The sequence below is a fragment of the Aestuariivita sp. genome (genome assembly GCF_049276915.1).
Lineage (GTDB): Bacteria > Pseudomonadota > Alphaproteobacteria > Rhodobacterales > Rhodobacteraceae > Aestuariivita.
Genome location: NZ_JBASXK010000001.1, coordinates 14,344 through 29,255 on the forward strand (window position 1 = coordinate 14,344; position 14,912 = coordinate 29,255).

At 60.2% G+C, this 14,912-nt stretch carries 15 protein-coding genes, 2 tRNA genes and 2 pseudogenes; 9 read left to right on the plus strand and 10 right to left on the minus strand.

Annotated features, from left to right (window positions below; translation table 11 throughout):
* Window positions 1-32: 32 nt before the first annotated feature.
* The 4 genes and pseudogenes from WAO69_RS00070 to WAO69_RS00085 form a co-directional block, all read right to left on the minus strand.
* Window positions 33-1,154: an ABC transporter substrate-binding protein gene (locus WAO69_RS00070; protein WP_422175471.1), complete on the minus strand. Its 1,122-nt coding sequence runs from the start codon at window positions 1,152-1,154 to the stop codon at window positions 33-35.
* A 275-nt stretch (window positions 1,155-1,429) separates the two neighbouring features.
* Window positions 1,430-1,993 (minus strand): annotated as a pseudogene (locus WAO69_RS00075) (IS6 family transposase); the annotation flags it as partial.
* Between the two features lie 11 nt (window positions 1,994-2,004).
* A pseudogene (locus WAO69_RS00080) lies at window positions 2,005-3,621 on the minus strand (ISL3 family transposase).
* A 406-nt stretch (window positions 3,622-4,027) separates the two neighbouring features.
* Window positions 4,028-4,660, minus strand: coding sequence for an ROK family protein (locus tag WAO69_RS00085; protein WP_422175473.1), 633 nt, complete (start codon window positions 4,658-4,660; stop codon window positions 4,028-4,030).
* On the opposite strand from WAO69_RS00085, the gene WAO69_RS00090 reads away from it, so the two are divergent.
* The 4 genes from WAO69_RS00090 to WAO69_RS00105 are packed head-to-tail and all read left to right on the plus strand — an operon-like array spanning window position 4,644 to window position 6,220.
* Window positions 4,644-4,958: a hypothetical protein gene (locus WAO69_RS00090; RefSeq protein WP_422175475.1), complete on the plus strand. Its 315-nt coding sequence runs from the start codon at window positions 4,644-4,646 to the stop codon at window positions 4,956-4,958. The two genes, WAO69_RS00085 and WAO69_RS00090, sit on opposite strands and share 17 nt — an antisense overlap.
* On the plus strand, window positions 4,951-5,373 hold the full coding sequence (locus WAO69_RS00095) for a hypothetical protein (RefSeq protein ID WP_422175477.1): 423 nt from the start codon (window positions 4,951-4,953) through the stop codon (window positions 5,371-5,373). Before WAO69_RS00090 ends, WAO69_RS00095 begins: the two co-directional genes overlap by 8 nt.
* Window positions 5,373-5,765 (plus strand): hypothetical protein, encoded by a 393-nt coding sequence (locus WAO69_RS00100; protein WP_422175479.1) that lies wholly within the window; start codon window positions 5,373-5,375, stop codon window positions 5,763-5,765. Before WAO69_RS00095 ends, WAO69_RS00100 begins: the two co-directional genes overlap by 1 nt.
* Complete coding sequence (locus WAO69_RS00105) at window positions 5,762-6,220, plus strand: hypothetical protein (protein WP_422175481.1); 459 nt, start codon at window positions 5,762-5,764, stop codon at window positions 6,218-6,220. The genes WAO69_RS00100 and WAO69_RS00105 overlap by 4 nt, the downstream gene beginning before the upstream one ends.
* A 245-nt stretch (window positions 6,221-6,465) precedes the next feature.
* On the opposite strand, the gene WAO69_RS00110 is transcribed toward WAO69_RS00105, so the two are convergent.
* Window positions 6,466-6,540: transfer RNA gene (locus tag WAO69_RS00110), tRNA-Asn, on the minus strand.
* 104 nt (window positions 6,541-6,644) lie between these two features.
* Window positions 6,645-7,559 (minus strand): MBL fold metallo-hydrolase, encoded by a 915-nt coding sequence (locus WAO69_RS00115; RefSeq protein ID WP_422175483.1) that lies wholly within the window; start codon window positions 7,557-7,559, stop codon window positions 6,645-6,647.
* A 40-nt stretch (window positions 7,560-7,599) separates the two neighbouring features.
* Here WAO69_RS00115 and WAO69_RS00120 point away from each other — a divergent pair, with 40 nt between their 5' ends.
* Window positions 7,600-8,910: an ATP-binding protein gene (locus WAO69_RS00120; RefSeq protein WP_422175524.1), complete on the plus strand. Its 1,311-nt coding sequence runs from the start codon at window positions 7,600-7,602 to the stop codon at window positions 8,908-8,910.
* Between the two features lie 216 nt (window positions 8,911-9,126).
* On the opposite strand, the gene WAO69_RS00125 is transcribed toward WAO69_RS00120, so the two are convergent.
* Window positions 9,127-9,203 (minus strand) — tRNA-Ile (locus tag WAO69_RS00125).
* Window positions 9,204-9,312: 109 nt separating this feature from the next.
* Between WAO69_RS00125 and purM the strand changes: the two genes are divergently transcribed.
* The 3 genes from purM to rnd all read left to right on the plus strand — a co-directional run bounded on the left by purM (window position 9,313) and on the right by rnd (window position 12,266).
* Window positions 9,313-10,362 carry a phosphoribosylformylglycinamidine cyclo-ligase gene (purM, locus tag WAO69_RS00130; RefSeq protein ID WP_422175485.1) on the plus strand — a complete coding sequence of 350 codons (1,050 nt, stop codon included), beginning with the start codon at window positions 9,313-9,315 and terminating at the stop codon, window positions 10,360-10,362.
* Window positions 10,359-10,997: a phosphoribosylglycinamide formyltransferase gene (gene purN / locus WAO69_RS00135; RefSeq protein ID WP_422175487.1), complete on the plus strand. Its 639-nt coding sequence runs from the start codon at window positions 10,359-10,361 to the stop codon at window positions 10,995-10,997. The genes purM and purN overlap by 4 nt, the downstream gene beginning before the upstream one ends.
* A 111-nt stretch (window positions 10,998-11,108) precedes the next feature.
* Window positions 11,109-12,266 carry a ribonuclease D gene (rnd, locus tag WAO69_RS00140; protein ID WP_422175489.1) on the plus strand — a complete coding sequence of 386 codons (1,158 nt, stop codon included), beginning with the start codon at window positions 11,109-11,111 and terminating at the stop codon, window positions 12,264-12,266.
* 7 nt (window positions 12,267-12,273) lie between these two features.
* Here rnd and WAO69_RS00145 read toward each other — a convergent pair whose 3' ends face one another.
* Window positions 12,274-12,798 carry a hypothetical protein gene (locus WAO69_RS00145; protein WP_422175491.1) on the minus strand — a complete coding sequence of 175 codons (525 nt, stop codon included), beginning with the start codon at window positions 12,796-12,798 and terminating at the stop codon, window positions 12,274-12,276.
* Window positions 12,799-12,929: 131 nt separating this feature from the next.
* On the opposite strand from WAO69_RS00145, the gene WAO69_RS00150 reads away from it, so the two are divergent.
* Window positions 12,930-13,343 carry a SufE family protein gene (locus WAO69_RS00150; protein WP_422175493.1) on the plus strand — a complete coding sequence of 138 codons (414 nt, stop codon included), beginning with the start codon at window positions 12,930-12,932 and terminating at the stop codon, window positions 13,341-13,343.
* Window positions 13,344-13,347: 4 nt separating this feature from the next.
* Here the strand turns inward: WAO69_RS00150 and WAO69_RS00155 are convergent, their stop codons facing one another.
* Together WAO69_RS00155 and WAO69_RS00160 are read right to left on the minus strand one after the other, a co-directional pair.
* Window positions 13,348-13,995, minus strand: coding sequence for a DUF1638 domain-containing protein (locus WAO69_RS00155; RefSeq protein WP_422175495.1), 648 nt, complete (start codon window positions 13,993-13,995; stop codon window positions 13,348-13,350).
* A gap of 87 nt (window positions 13,996-14,082) precedes the next feature.
* Window positions 14,083-14,784 (minus strand): corrinoid protein, encoded by a 702-nt coding sequence (locus WAO69_RS00160; RefSeq protein ID WP_422175498.1) that lies wholly within the window; start codon window positions 14,782-14,784, stop codon window positions 14,083-14,085.
* Window positions 14,785-14,912: the final 128 nt, after the last annotated feature.

The following is a 14,912-nucleotide window of genomic DNA, read 5'->3' on the forward strand; positions in this document are numbered from 1 at the left end:
CCCCGCGCGCTTGCTGCCCCGGCGGCCATGGCCTAAAAGCCCAGCTTGATCTGTTCCCAGGTCGAGGTCATGCGCTGATCCCATTCCGCTGTCTGGGGAATGCCGAAATGCCCGGCCTGCAGCAGCTCCTGCGGGTTGCGGGTCAGGCCCAGGGCGGCCAGTTCCTCGTCCGAGAACTGATCGAGCGCCTTGCGGTTCGGCCCGCCATAGCCGGATCCGCGCATCAGCGCCACGGTGGCCGCTTCGCTCAGCATCGAATTGATCACGTCATAGGCGCTGTCGATTTTCGGCGCTTGCGCATGCAGCATCAGGCCGCAGACCCAGGTCAGCGCACCTTCCTTGGGTTGCGCGAAACGTACCGGCACCCCGGCAGCGGACAGGTTCACCGCCGTCGAGTTCCAGGCCAGCGTCGCGATCAGTTCGCCCGCTGCCAATGCGGTATCGAGCGAGGTCGTGTCATCGGTATAGGTGCGGATCAGCGGGCGTTGGGCGCGGAGCACCGCCGAGATTTTCTCGAATGCCTCGTCGGTGTGGATCTCTTCGAAGGGCACGCCGGCTTTGATCGCGGCGCACCACCAGACATCGCCGCCGCCGCCCAGCATGCCCAGCCGGCCGGCATAGCGTTCGTCCCAAAGCATGTCCCAGCTTTCCTCGCCCTCCAGGTCGAACAGGTCCGTGCGGTAGGCAATGGAAGTTTGCCCCCATTCCCACGGCACCATCCACAGCCCGCCATCGGCCTTGTTGTACTCCACATCGCCCAGTTCGGTGATCTGGTCGGACCAGTTCGACAGCCGTGACGTATCGATCGGCTGGAACAGGCCGGAGCTGGACCAGCGCGGCACGTCCGACAGGCAGGGCAGCACCAGATCGGCCACGAATCCCGACCGCAGCTTGTTGAACGCTTCCTCTGTCGAGCCATAGGTGGCGAAGTTGGGCAATTCGCCGTGCATGGCGACATATTCATCGAAGTAATCCGGGATATCGAACCCGCCCCAGGTGAACCACGTCGCGTGGTCTTCTGGCGCGGCCATCGCCTTGCGCGGCAGGACCGGCATCATGACGGTGCTTACCCCGGCGGCGAAGAGAGAACTGTTGAATGCCCGGCGGCTCATCTTGCCTTCGCGCACGGCCCCGAGTTGGTCAAGTACGTCCATTTTGGTCTCCCTATAAGCGGTTGCATCGAATTGCACTGTCCTGCGGTACAAGCCAGACCCTTCAACGAGCGGCACACCAACTTTCGGATTCGGACGTTTCTGACCCTTCGAAAACATCCAGCTCAAAGAATTCGTTGAATGATTATTCAATAAAGCAGTCTGACAGTCATTGTGTCAATCCATTATCTCATGACCATTCAAAACCTGGCCTTGAGTTGCCCCCGGCACAACGCGACGAGGTGCGTCGCATGCGGGAGGCCACCGGAAACACTGACTTATGCGGCCAGCGAAGCGAATTGGGCAAACGGGCAGAGTCCGGACGTCATCTGACCCTTGCGGATCATGTTCGCGACTTCGATCCCTTCGAGCGTTGCCGAAGCGGAGTCGAAGGACTTGAAGCCCAGCATTGGTCGAACGCGCTTCCTGATCGTACGGTGGTCCTGCTCGACCATGTTATTGAGGTACTTGATCCGAACCAACTCGATCGGGATCGGGCAGCCGAAGGACTTCAGCATTCGGTTGACCGCGTTCATCCCGGCAGTGTTGGCCCCGCTGCGGTCGATAACGATCTTGCGGGGCAGGCCGTTGACCTCGAGCGCCCGGACAAAGAACTTGGTCGCCGCCGGTTTGTTGCGCCGCTTCGCGAGCATGAAGTCTAGCGTCTTACCGAACTTGTCGACGGCCCGGTAGAGATAGACCCACTCACCCTTCACCCGGATGTATGTTTCGTACATGCGCCAGGAACGATCTGCGGGAGCCCTTCTACGACGCGCATTTGCGGCGATCAATGGGGAGTACTTGGTGACCCAACGATTGAGCGTCGCATGGTCTACCTTCACGGGGCTCTGCCTCAATCTGTGTGGCGGAATGGTAGCATTCTCGCCCGCAACAATTCTGGACCGGCTCGGCCGTACATGGCGCGCTTGAGGGTCTTCAGGCGATTGATCTGACCTTCTGCTTGGCCGTTGCTCCAGGGCATCTCGATGGCGTTTTTGACCGCATCGAAGTCCCGGTTCAAAGTGCGGGCAAAGCGCACGATGGGCGCCAGGTCGGTTTCGATCGCGTCGTCGATCCATGCTGGGAGCGGGTCTGCTTCGTGGCTACGCAGGATACCGTTGAACCGCATGGCGAGACAGCGCATCGTTGCGAAGGCGGGAGAGCCGGTCTTGAGAGCGTCGACTTTACGCGCCTGATCCGAGGTGAGCTTGCCGCGGGGTTTGATGCACAGCGCGGCCGCGATGACTGGGGAAATCGCGTGCCCCGTTTCCGGGTCCCGGACTGGCTCCAGAACCTGGTGCTCCACGGTGGGGCCCTTCGTTTGCTTTTCGGCTTTGCGCCAGCCCGCCAGCAGCCGCTGCAAATGCGTCTGACTCCCCTTGTAACCACGCTCTCGGATCAGATGGAACAGGGCGCTTCCAGTTCGAATGCCGTCCTTCCAACTTCGGCGCAGGAACTCTTCAAAGTACCACGGCGAAGTCCGCTTCAAAGCTGCCCGCCTGCGGTCCGGTGGTGTCTCGAACTGCAGCCATTTTGCGATGCTGCGACGCGGGAACCCTGTTCGCCGCCCGATCTCGCTGCAGGAAAGCCCCTGATTTCGGAGTGCGTGGATGATGGTGAAAATCTCTTCCCGAGACGTCCTGTGCGCAAGGCGGGACTTCAGAATGCTGCCGGCTGCGGTGATGTTGTCGGCGTCGGACAGCAGCGCCCTGCCGGTCGCACGGCCGTGAAGGTTCATTTGCTCCTCGATGGCCTGCCGCAGGTTTTGCACGATATGGAACCGGTCAGCGACCTGCTTCGCCTGCGGTGCCCCTTGCCGTGCAGCCTGGGCGTACAGACCGCACCGATCTCTGCTGATCACTGCCACCTCGGGGTGTCGCTTCAGCTAGTTGGTGCAGGTGACAACATCTCGATCCTCGAGAACATCGATGACCACGCGACGCTCCAGATACACAATGATCGTGCCGTAGGTTTGCGACTTCCGCCAGCTCCAGTCGTCGATCCCGATGACCGTCGGCGCCTCGGCCGTGCCTTGAGCACACTTCTTCAGCTGCCTGAGCACCGTGTCATCGCTGACCCCAAGGCCCAAACGATGCAACAACCGCTCGGCAGGCCGTCCGCCGGTCGCATGCCCAAGATGGCTGACAATCTCCCCGACACGTGCGGTGCGACGTGCAAACGGACGCGCAATCGAGGCGATCTGGTCTGAGAAAGTCCGGCGTGGGCAAGCGGGTGCCTCACATCGCCAACGGCAAACCGCGAGATCAACCGTAACCTCGTCTCCATGCGCGGGATAATCCTGCAGCCGCCGACGCCACCAACCGTGACGTCGGCGTGAATGCAATCCACAGTCTGGGCAGATCCCGTTTGGCGTCAGACTGCCCGATACAATCCACCCGCCGGAATCACTTCGCTCGACGCTTTGAACCGAAACCTCGCCTCCAGGCGACCAGTGCTTCTTCGAACTCACAACTATCACTCCTGAATTTTCCAGTTTCAGGATAGTTGCGCCACACAAAGTGAGGCAGAGCCGATTTAAGGGCAACGCGACACAAGTCATTTTAGCCTTGCTGCCGCAAGTGCCCCGAAAATCATGCGCCCGGAATGCAGGAACGCCGCCATTTCATGGGCCGTTCGTGTCCTTGCGTTCGGTACCAGCGCCGGGGCAGCCATTGCATTACGCGGCAGGGTCGCCTTCTTGCGCACCGATGCCGGGGCGCGAAGGCACATTCACAACCTGTCCCGCATCTTCCAGGTTGGATATCCTGACGGAGTGGCCTGCGACACGCCCGCTTACCACCGAGGAAAGAATGGGCGTGTCTTGGGGAACAGAATAGGACGCCCGAAAAATGGCGCGATCCAAATTCGGTAGCATCCTATGAATCCACCGTGAATTTGGAGCTGAACGGCAGGCTTGCGGCACCCAAGGCCTTCGGGGAAATGCCCAACTCACCCGGCCTTGCCTCTATCCCAAGATTTGATTTCTCGAGAGCGGCAGCGATCTCTTTGCAGATATCCGAAGGCGCATAGGATGAGACGATGACGGTTCCGATCGGTAAGAACTGGGATGCTGAGGCGAGGGCCTTATTGAGGACCTCCAGACATTCGGCCAGCCAATCCCTCTTCGCCGATCCGAAATCGGGCCATTCGGCCCCACGTTGCCAAAGAACTTCTGATGCGATCCCTTGCTCCCCCAACCGGCTTTGAAGGTCGAGAAGGCCGACAGGATGACTCTCCGGTTGCCGACTCTGGAAAATCTGATGGTTCAGGACCAAACGATGGTGCAACCGGGCGCCTATGTAGAAGAAGAGGTAATCGTCGAGCGATTTCGCCGCTCCGAACATGCTTTCGCCGGCGGCGGCAGCGGTAATGTCGTTTTGAACATATACTTCTACCCCCATTGCGTCTTCGATTTCCTTGTTGATTGCCTCAAATCGTTCCGCCATTCCCGACGGCCCAAGCGCGAGCTCTTCCTGGTCTTCCGGCATCGCGATGCCGATTCCGGCCATTCGGCCTTCATGTTTCTCGGGAAGCCTCAGCGCCGACCTGACTGACGCCGGGCAGACGTGCCTGCGCCGGATCAAGACCCAGGCCGCGCTGACAAACCGGCGTCGCGCCGCATGGGCGGTGGCCTACTCGAAGCGGATGGCAGAGCAGCTGAGCAGCTTCGCTAAGCTGCCCATGGAGGCCAGCAAGCAGGGCGTGCTTCGCCGGGCAGCGCACCGATTTGACGTCACCAGCAAGCGCGCCTCTGCGCAGGCGAAGATCGCAAAAGCAAAGCATGAACGGGCCCGCGAAAATGGATGATCAACTCAAGCAAATGCATGATCGCATCGATGTGTTGGCGGCGCTGGTCAGAGGCCTGAACGCTGGTGCACACGACGTGGATCACCGCCCCGCATTGGAAGAGCTGTCCGAAGAGGTCGCTGGGATCAAAGCGGTGCATGCCAAGCTGGCTCAGGGCGTGACCGAAAAGCAGCTCAACGCTGCGATCCGGAACGCGGTCAATCAATTACCCGACATCGTCGTGCCCCCGATCAAAACCAGGATCGATGCGGTCGAGAAGATCGCAACGAACGCTGCTGAAGATGCAGCCCGCGAGGCGACGAATGTCCTGAGCAATGTCCACGAAACGCTGCGCAAGAGCCTTAACGCGCACGAACTGAGGGGCGTGATCGGCGCGCAAACCATTCGCCGGATCATCGCAGAGGAGTTGGAATAATGAGCACCATCACCAAAGGCCAGGTCGATCTTCTGGCAAGCGCGTTCGAGCGGGAAGCGTCGGACGCATCTGACCTCGGGCGCATGCGCGTCGAGATGATGCTGCGGGCGTTGGCTGGCTTGAGCGAACGCGGCCTGAATGCCCGCCGCGCGGTCGATACAGCCGCGCAGATTGCGGAGCATGTCGAGACGTGCCTCATGGGGAATGTCGCGCGCATGGCGTCAAAGCAGGCAGGCCGCCCTGTCCAGGTGACGGGCGCGCAGCCGCGCGCGGCGCTGCTGGCAGAGCGTGGCCCGGCCCTGGTCGATGCCGTCTTGCGCGACTTCGATCTGCAGCGCGAGGCACTGCTGATCCGCCGGAAAGAAGCCAAGCAGGGGATCACACGCAAATGATGGGCATCGCCACACATGAGTTGTCGCATGCGCTCTGCAACAGCGGCAGCGGCGGGCTGCTGGTCCGGATCGGCCATGACGACTGGGAATTCCGGCCACACACGCAGCCAGAGGGCGAGGATTTCGTGATCGCCATGCTGGCCGGACCGACCGGTGAACGCACCATGCAGCTGGGTATCGACGGCGCAGCGCACATGTTGGACACGGATCCTGCCGGGTTCTTCGCCACCCCCTGCGCCAGCCCTGAGGATCTGGTGATGCCGTCGTGTGATCCCAGCACCTGCGCCAGCATGGTGCGGAAACACCAGCTGATCGAGCGGTTGGCCCACGCCCTGAACGAAATGGGCGCGGCTCGGATCAAAGCCTTCGCGAGATCAATGGAAGCAACGCAGGTCGGCGACGGCCTACGGCTCGAGGGCTTGCCGCCGCTGCCACCATTGCGGAGGGTTCATTGATGCCGCACTATCGGCGGAACATTTGAAATTCCCCTGCGTTTGTGTAATCGTCCCGTCAGGCAACAACCGCGGGGGAAGCGACATGGACAGCCGATCAGAGCGTGAAATTGAAATGCTGAAGAAATTACTTCAGGAACGCCGCGAGAAATAAGCGCCTCGCTGACATGGTGCTGACACGATGAAAAAATGCCCGTAGGCACCCCGCCTACTACACGAGGTAAGTCATTAAAGTAATTGGGAATTTTTGGCTCCGGCGGTAGGGATCGAACCTACGACCAATTGATTAACAGTCAACTGCTCTACCGCTGAGCTACGCCGGAACGGTCTGGGCGATATAGCAACGTCTTTTTGTCAGGTCCATAGCGATCATGGCCAAATGCGTGGATTTTTTTCGATTGGGCGGGTTGCGGGGGAACGACAGCTTCTACAGCGCCTTGAATGTGGCTTGCGAGGACAGGGGCCCTTGGGGTTTGGCGCGGTTTTGTCCATATAGATCAACGAGATGGGCAAAGACGTTACGCTCGGCAGCACCGATCAGGGCGGGGGGCGTTTCGGTATAGATCCGCTCGGCGAGGGCGCGCGCTGTGTGCGGGGCATCGCTGAGGGCATCCAGAATGGCGGCTTCGCGGGCACGCCGGTGGGTGACAAGCCATTCAAGCCGGCCTGCGGGGTCTTCGATCGGGCCTCCGTGACCGGCGTGAAAGATGCGCCAGTCGCGCGCTTGCAGACGCGCGCAGGAGGCCATGAAATCGCTCAGATCCCCATCGGGGGGTGAGACCAGAGAGCTGGCCCAGCCCATCACATGATCGGCGGTAAAGCAGATATCGCCCCAGGCCAGCGCGATATGGTTGCCGATATGACCGGGGGTGTGAATGACCTCCAGTTCCCAATCGCTTGCGCGGATGATCTGGCCATCGCTCAGCCTCTGGTCGGGGATGAACGCGGTGTCCACGCCTTCGCCGCCACCCGCCAACCCGTTCATCGCCAGCTCTTGCATGACCGCACTGCGCCCGGCGTAGGCATCGCCAAAGGCCAGAACCGGCGCGCCTGTGCGTTGCGCCAGCGGGCGGGCAAGGGGGGAGTGATCGATATGGGTATGGGTGACGAAGATATGGGTGATCTGCTGACCCGGTGTCAGCGCCTTGAGGATGGCCTCAAGATGCACCTCGGACTGCGGGCCGGGATCGATCACCGCCAGATCGCTTTCGCCCAGAAGATAGGTGTTGGTGCCGCGATAGGTCATCGGGGACGGGTTCGGAGCCACGATCCGGCGCAGTCCCGGCGACAGGCTGTGTGCGATCCCGATCTCGGGGTCAAAATCGTCGGGCGGGTTTTGCATGCTCTTCCTCTTGGTGTCGCGGGCAGATAAGCTGTACGCCATGTCATTTGGCTGGCTCAAAAACTATCTGCCTCGAGGGCTTTACGGTCGGGCCGCGCTGATCCTGATCCTGCCGGTTGTGTTCTTGCAACTTGTCGTGTCGATTGCCTTTATCCAGCGTCATTTCGAAGATGTCACGACCCAGATGACGCAAACTGTGCTGCGCGAACTCGACCTGGTGCTGGGGGCAACCCAAACTGCCGCGAGCCGCGACGAGGCGCTGGCGCAGATGGCACCCTTTACCGAAACACTGGAACTGAAGGTCAAGTTCGAGGACCCACCCGCAGAGGATCTGATCCGCTGGTATGATTTTTCAGGCCGGGTGGTGATCCGGACGATGCGTGACGATGAACCGGCGATCTCGGCTGTGCTGTTGCCGGACAATGATCGGGTAGAGGTGTTTGCCAATACTCCGCTTGGCCCGCTGAGCATCGCATTCGAGCGTTGGCGCGTGTCCGCCTCCAACCCGCACCAGCTTTTGGTCACCATGGTGTTTTTCGGCGCTTTGATGACGGTGATCGCCTATATTTATCTGCGCAATCAGCTGCGTCCCATCACGCGCCTCGCAGATGCGGCACAGGCCTTTGGGCGCGGGCGTAACGTGCCCTACAACCCGCGCGGTGCACTTGAGGTGCGCACAGCGGGCCATGCGTTTCTGGACATGCGGGCCCGTATCGAGCGTCAGATCGAACAGCGCACCATGATGCTGAGCGGGGTAAGCCATGATCTTCGCACGCCCCTGACGCGGCTGAAACTGGGGCTGAGCCTATTGGATGAGGCAGACGCCGAACCGCTTTTGCGGGATGTGGATGACATGCAACGGCTGCTGGATGAATTCCTGAACTTTGCCAAAGGTGCCGCCGAGGGCGAGCCGGAACTGGTCGATCCGGGCGAACTGCTGCGCGGTGTGGTCGAAGATGCCAGGCGCGCGGGAAAGGCCGTCAGCCTGCATGTGGTCGAGGGCGAAGGGGATGTCACCCTGCGCGTGGTGCCGATACGGCGGGCCTTGGAAAACCTGATCGGCAATGCGGTGCGCTATGGCAAACACGCCGAAGTGTCCATGGCGATGACAGAAAAATCCCTGCGCTTCCGTGTCGAGGACGATGGCCCCGGAATTGCCGAGGACAAACGCAGCGAAGCCGTCAAGCCGTTTGCCCGACTGGATCCCGCGCGTAATCAGAATCAGGGTTCTGGCGTCGGGCTTGGGCTTGCAATCGCCTCGGACATCGCGCGCGCGCATGGTGGGGTATTGCGCCTTGGACACTCGGACCGTTTGGGCGGGCTGCAGGCGGATATCGTGATCGCGCGCTGAAGGCGGCTGTGTGATCCGATCCCTCAGCGTCACATTCCGCTGGGGCTGTTTGCTTTACTGCCGAACAGACTGCGCCTGCTGCCCGCTTGAACACCGCAGAAGTCTGCTGTCGCCAAACTCAGATGGACACAAGTTGCCCGCCGCTCTCTGGCGTGAAATTTGCATGCACAAACTTCGGTTTGCAGGATCAAACAAGCTTGGCCTGACGTGGCGATTTGGTAGGCCCGGAGGGACTTGAACCCCCAACCAAAGCGTTATGAGCGCTCTGCTCTAACCAATTGAGCTACAGGCCCGCCGAAGTTGTGCGTATCACGAAAGGCTGTCACGTCAAGCCTTCCCGTTGCGTGCACCGGTTAGATCGTCTAACCCGCCCTTCAGATGCAGTCTGAGAGGATCCCGCTTATGAGCGATGGAAAGAATGGCCTGACCTATGCCGAGGCGGGGGTGGATATCGATGCCGGGAATGCTCTGGTCGATCGCATCAAACCTGCCGCCAAATCGACGACCCGATCCGGCGTGATGTCGGGTCTTGGCGGGTTTGGCGGATTGTTCGATCTCAAGGCCGCCGGGTATCGTGATCCGATCCTGGTTGCCGCCACCGATGGTGTGGGAACCAAGTTGCGGATCGCCATAGATACCGGCCATGTAGACCACGTTGGCATTGATCTGGTGGCGATGTGCGTCAATGACCTGATCTGTCAGGGTGCCGAGCCTCTATTCTTTCTGGACTACTTTGCCACGGGCAAGCTTTCGGTCGATCAGGCGGCACGGATCGTTGAGGGCATCGCGGCAGGCTGCCGTGCCTCAGGCTGTGCTCTGATCGGAGGTGAGACCGCCGAAATGCCCGGCATGTACCCGGATGGTGATTTCGATCTGGCAGGCTTTGCCGTTGGTGCGCTTGAGCGGGGAAGCGATTTGCCGCGCGACATATTCCAAGGGGATGTCCTTCTGGGGCTCGCCTCTGACGGGGTGCATTCGAACGGCTATTCACTGGTGCGCCGTGTGGTCGAGCTTTCTGGCCTTGGATGGGAGGCCCCCTGTCCCTGGCAAGCTGATACGCCTTTGGGTCAGGTCTTGCTGACGCCCACGCGCCTGTATGTCCGCGCCGCCCTCGAGGCGCTGCGCGCGGGTCATGTGAAGGGGCTTGCCCATATCACTGGCGGTGGTCTGACCGAAAACGTGCCGCGCATGCTGCCCAAAGGTCTGGGCGCGCAGATCGATCTGGATGCCTGGAGCTTGCCTGCGGTGTTTGCCTGGATTGCCGGGCAGGGCGGTCTGGCGCAATCAGAACTCCTCAAGACCTTCAATGCGGGTATCGGCATGGTCGTCGCGGTTCCCGCCGATCGGGCCGATGCGGCGCGGGATCTGTTCACGGCTGCGGGCGAAGAGGTCATCATGCTGGGCCATGTCGTGGCAGGCGACGGGGTGCAGTATTCCGGGAAGCTCTTGTGAGCAAACGGGTCGCCATACTGATCTCCGGGGGCGGCTCGAATATGCTGGCGCTTGTCGACAGCATGACAGGCGATCATCCTGCGCGCCCCTGTCTGGTGATGTCGAATGATCCGGGTGCCGCGGGTCTGAAGCGGGCGGCGGACTTGGGTATTCCGGTGGCCGCCGTGGATCACCGTCCGTTCAAGGGCGACCGACCCGCCTTTGAGGCCGCCCTGATGGAGCCGTTGCGCGCCGCTGCGCCCGATATCCTCTGTCTGGCCGGCTTCATGCGCGTTCTGACCGCAGGCTTTGTCAGCCAGTGGCAAGGTCGGATGCTGAACATACATCCCTCGTTGCTGCCCAAATACAAGGGCCTGCAAACCCATGCCCGCGCGCTTGCAGCTGGGGATGCTGAACATGGGTGTTCGGTCCATGAAGTGACCGCAGCCCTTGATGACGGCCCGATACTCGGGCAGGCGCGTCTTGCGATTGACCCGCAGGACAACGCCGAAAGCCTTGCCGCACGGGTTCTGAAACTGGAGCATCGCCTTTACCCGATGGTGCTGCGCCGCTTTGCGGATGGGGATCGCAGGCCTGTCCTGCTGGATGAGACCAGCGCCTCGGGAGGTCTTGCGAACAGTGTGCAGAGCCAGTAGACGCATTTTGATGTGCAAATTCTGGAATATCACCTAAGCTGATTTCAGGTGGGGCAGATGTCCGGCTTGGTCCGGGCTGACAGCGCATAAGAACAAAAAGACAAGAGCCCAATGAAGACACTGACAACGACACAAGCACTCGCCGAGTTTTGCGAGCGAGCACGCGAATTTCCCTATGTCACGTTGGATACCGAGTTTTTGCGGGAGCGCACCTATTACTCCAAGCTGTGCCTCGTGCAATTGGCCTATCCGTCTGACGATGCGGATGCCGCCGTGTTGCTGGATCCGCTGGTCGATGGACTGTCGCTCGAGCCGCTGTACGAATTGTTTCGCAATGAAAACGTGGTCAAGGTGTTCCACGCGGCGCGCCAGGATCTTGAGATCTTCTATTTCGACGCGGGCGTCTTCCCCAAGCCTCTGTTTGACACGCAGGTTGCTGCCATGGTCTGCGGTTTTGGCGAGCAGGTGGGCTATGAAACGCTGGTGCGAAAGATCGTGCACAAGCCGCTTGATAAATCCTCGCGATTTACCGACTGGTCCCGCCGTCCCCTGAGCGATGCGCAAAAGACCTATGCACTGGCCGATGTCACCCATTTGCGTGACATCTATGAGTATCTTGCAGCCGAACTGAAAGGTTCGGACCGGGCCCATTGGGTCGAGGAAGAACTGGAAATCCTGACCAATCCCGAGACCTATGACAGCCACCCGAACGAGTCATGGCGGCGCGTCAAGACCCGTTCGAACTCTCCACGGTTCCTGGCGATTGTGCGCGAACTGGCGGCCTTTCGGGAATCCTATGCGCAATCGCGCAATATTCCCCGCAACCGCGTCTTCAAGGATGATGCGCTGGTTGAACTGGCCACGATCAAGCCGAAAACCCATGCTGATCTGGGCCAATTGCGCCTGTTGCTGCGTGAAGCGCGCAAAGGGCCGATTGCGGATGGCATCGTCGAGGCGGTCGAAAAGGGGCTTGCATGCCCGCAGGAAGATCTGCCTGTCGCCGATCAGGGGCGCGGCAAGGTTCAGGTGAACCCTGCTCTTGCCGAACTTCTACGCGTTCTGCTCAAAGCCAAGACCGAATCTTCGGGTGTTGCCGCCAAGTTGATCGCATCAAGTTCCGATCTGGATGCGATCGCTGCGGGTATGCGCGATGTTCCCGCACTGGTCGGATGGCGGCGCGAAGTCTTTGGAGCGGACGCGTTGCGCCTGTGCGAAGGCCGCGTGGCCCTTGCTGCCAAGGGTCAAACCGTCAAGGTCATCGAACTCTGAGGCACCTTTACCGGCGGCTGGTTTCCAACGCATTGCGCGCCCCGACGACACGCACCCTGCTCAGGCCCGCAAGCTGTTCGTTGCTGATGGCGCTCGCGGCAGTGACACGGCGCGTTGCCTCGGGACCGACAGGTGTGTTGAACGAGGGATAGATGATCTCGAACGTATAGGTCAGCACGCCATCCACAGGCTCGTTGTCTGGGTTTGCCGGGGTCAGCTGCACCTCATACGGGCCCTGCCGAGAGGCCAGCCCCTGTACCAGGATGATCGCACCCGAACGCGTGCGATCAATCCGCAACTCGGTGATCTGGTCGATCGGAACGCCAGGGTACACGTCTTCGGGACGGTCGAACATGCCACCACCACTATCCTGGGGAAGCAGCGGGTTGATCTCGCCGGTCCCCACATCGATAACTTCCTCGCTGCCCCCGAACCAGTTGAACGGGTTCAATCGGGTGCTGCAGCCTGCCAGAAGAAAAACTGTCAGTGTTAGCGCGACAATAGGTTTTGCGGCGATCACGGTCTTGATCATGTTACTCGGCCCCGGCTCAGATTTGGATACCGGGTTAACGTATCCCAGAGCGCTTGAAAAGCGCCAAGAGGACACTGGACAGCGCTCTGTCCCCGACATAGGTCACTGGCGACAGACGAAAGGACAGCGACATGGCCACGCCAGCCTTTGAAGAAATTGTCGAGGATTTTGAATTCCTTGAGGACTGGGAAGATCGCTATCGCTTTGTGATCGAGCAGGGAAAGGCGATGGAGCCTCTGGACGACGCGCTCAAAGTGCCCGCAACCAAGGTGAACGGCTGTGCCAGTCAGGTCTGGCTGCACCCGACCATCAGCGACGGACGCCTGCAGTTTGACGGTGAAAGCGATGCGATGATCGTCAACGGCCTGATTGCCGTGTTGCGCAAGCTTTACAACGGACTGACCCTGGCAGAAGTGCTTCAGGTCGATGCGCGCGCCGAAATGGGACGCATCGGGTTGAACGATCACCTGTCGGCGCAACGCTCCAATGGCCTGACCGCAATGATCGAACGCATCCGCGAGGTGGCAGCGGCCGCAAAGGGCTAAACCGTCATGGCGCGCTTTGTCGCGCCCAGCCCGCCAGCGTGGTTTCCAGATCTCCATAGCCGGTGGGGCGATACTCAAAGGCCAGCCCCATCCGTTCTGCATGCGAGCGGGCCAGTTCGATCAGCTTGGGATCATCGATCTGTGCCTGATAAACCAGCTTGGTATAATGCCCGAAATAAGTGTCGAGCAATTCAGGGTGACGATCCAATCCCAGCGGTTTCCAGACAAAGGCCTCGAACTGACGCGCCAGAAAATCGGTGAGGTAGAAGGCGGTGATCTCGTCCTCATGCGCACCAAAAGCCGCATTGCCCTCGAAAAAGCTGTAGCAATGCGGCCCCGCGACCATCTCGACCCCAAGTCGCGCGCAGGCCGCCTCAAGCTGGCCCCCTGTGCCACAATCGGCATAGATCACAAAGATACTTTCATAATGATCCCGGTGCTTTAGAATGGAATCTTCAACCGCTTTGGTGATGCGTTCGGGATGATTGTGAAGGATCGCGGGCAAGCAGGTCAGATCCATATGACCCCAGCCATTTCGTGACTTCAGCGCCAGGATCTCGCGCGCCAGCGCCCCGCAGGCAATCAGCAGAACTGACCCGGTTCCGCCTGCGCTCAGACCGCTTTGCGTCAGTGTCTCGTCACTTGGGATCATGGCTGTTCATCCCGTTTTGTCTGGTCACTCGACGAAAAAGCCCCCGCCGGTTCAGCGGGGGCCTGTCTCGCACCGATGAACGCTGGCTTATGCGCTCATCTGGTTGTGTTTGCGTCCCACGTAATCCTTGGCCGTCTCGACCGCCACGGCCGCGTCGCGGCAATAGGCGTCCGCGCCAATGGCCTTGCCGAATTCCTCGTTCAGAGGCGCGCCGCCGACAAGAACGATGTAATCGTCCCGGATTCCCTTTTCGACCAATGTGTCGATCACGACCTTCATATAGGGCATGGTGGTGGTCAGCAGGGCAGACATGCCCAGAATGTCGGCGTCTTCACGCTCCAGCGCTTCCAGATAGTTTTCCACCGGGTTGTTGATTCCCAGGTCCACCACTTCGAAACCCGCACCTTCCATCATCATGCCGACGAGGTTCTTGCCGATGTCGTGGATGTCACCCTTCACCGTGCCGATCACCATCTTGCCAACACGCGGTGCCCCGGTTTCCGCCAGAAGCGGCTTGAGAATGAACATCCCGCCCTTCATGGCATTGGCCGCCAGCAGCACCTCGGGCACGAACAGGATGCCGTCGCGGAAATCGTCGCCAACGATCTTCATGCCGCCGACCAGTGCTTCGGTCAGAATGCGATAGGGGGCCCATCCGCGGCTCAGCAGGATGTTCACGCCTTCTTCGATTTCTTCTTTCAGACCATCGTAAAGATCGTCGAACATCTGTGAAACAAGTTCTTCATCATCAAGCTCGGAGAGGATGATGTCGTCTTCTTCGTCAGACATGTACAAGTTCCTTTGTGGTGTGCCGATGCGCGGATCGGATCTGTCGACTGTGTGCTGTTCTTGCCCGACGGTCCGAATGAGACTGCTACAATTGCGACATGGTCGGCACTGCTTCCGACCATTACCGC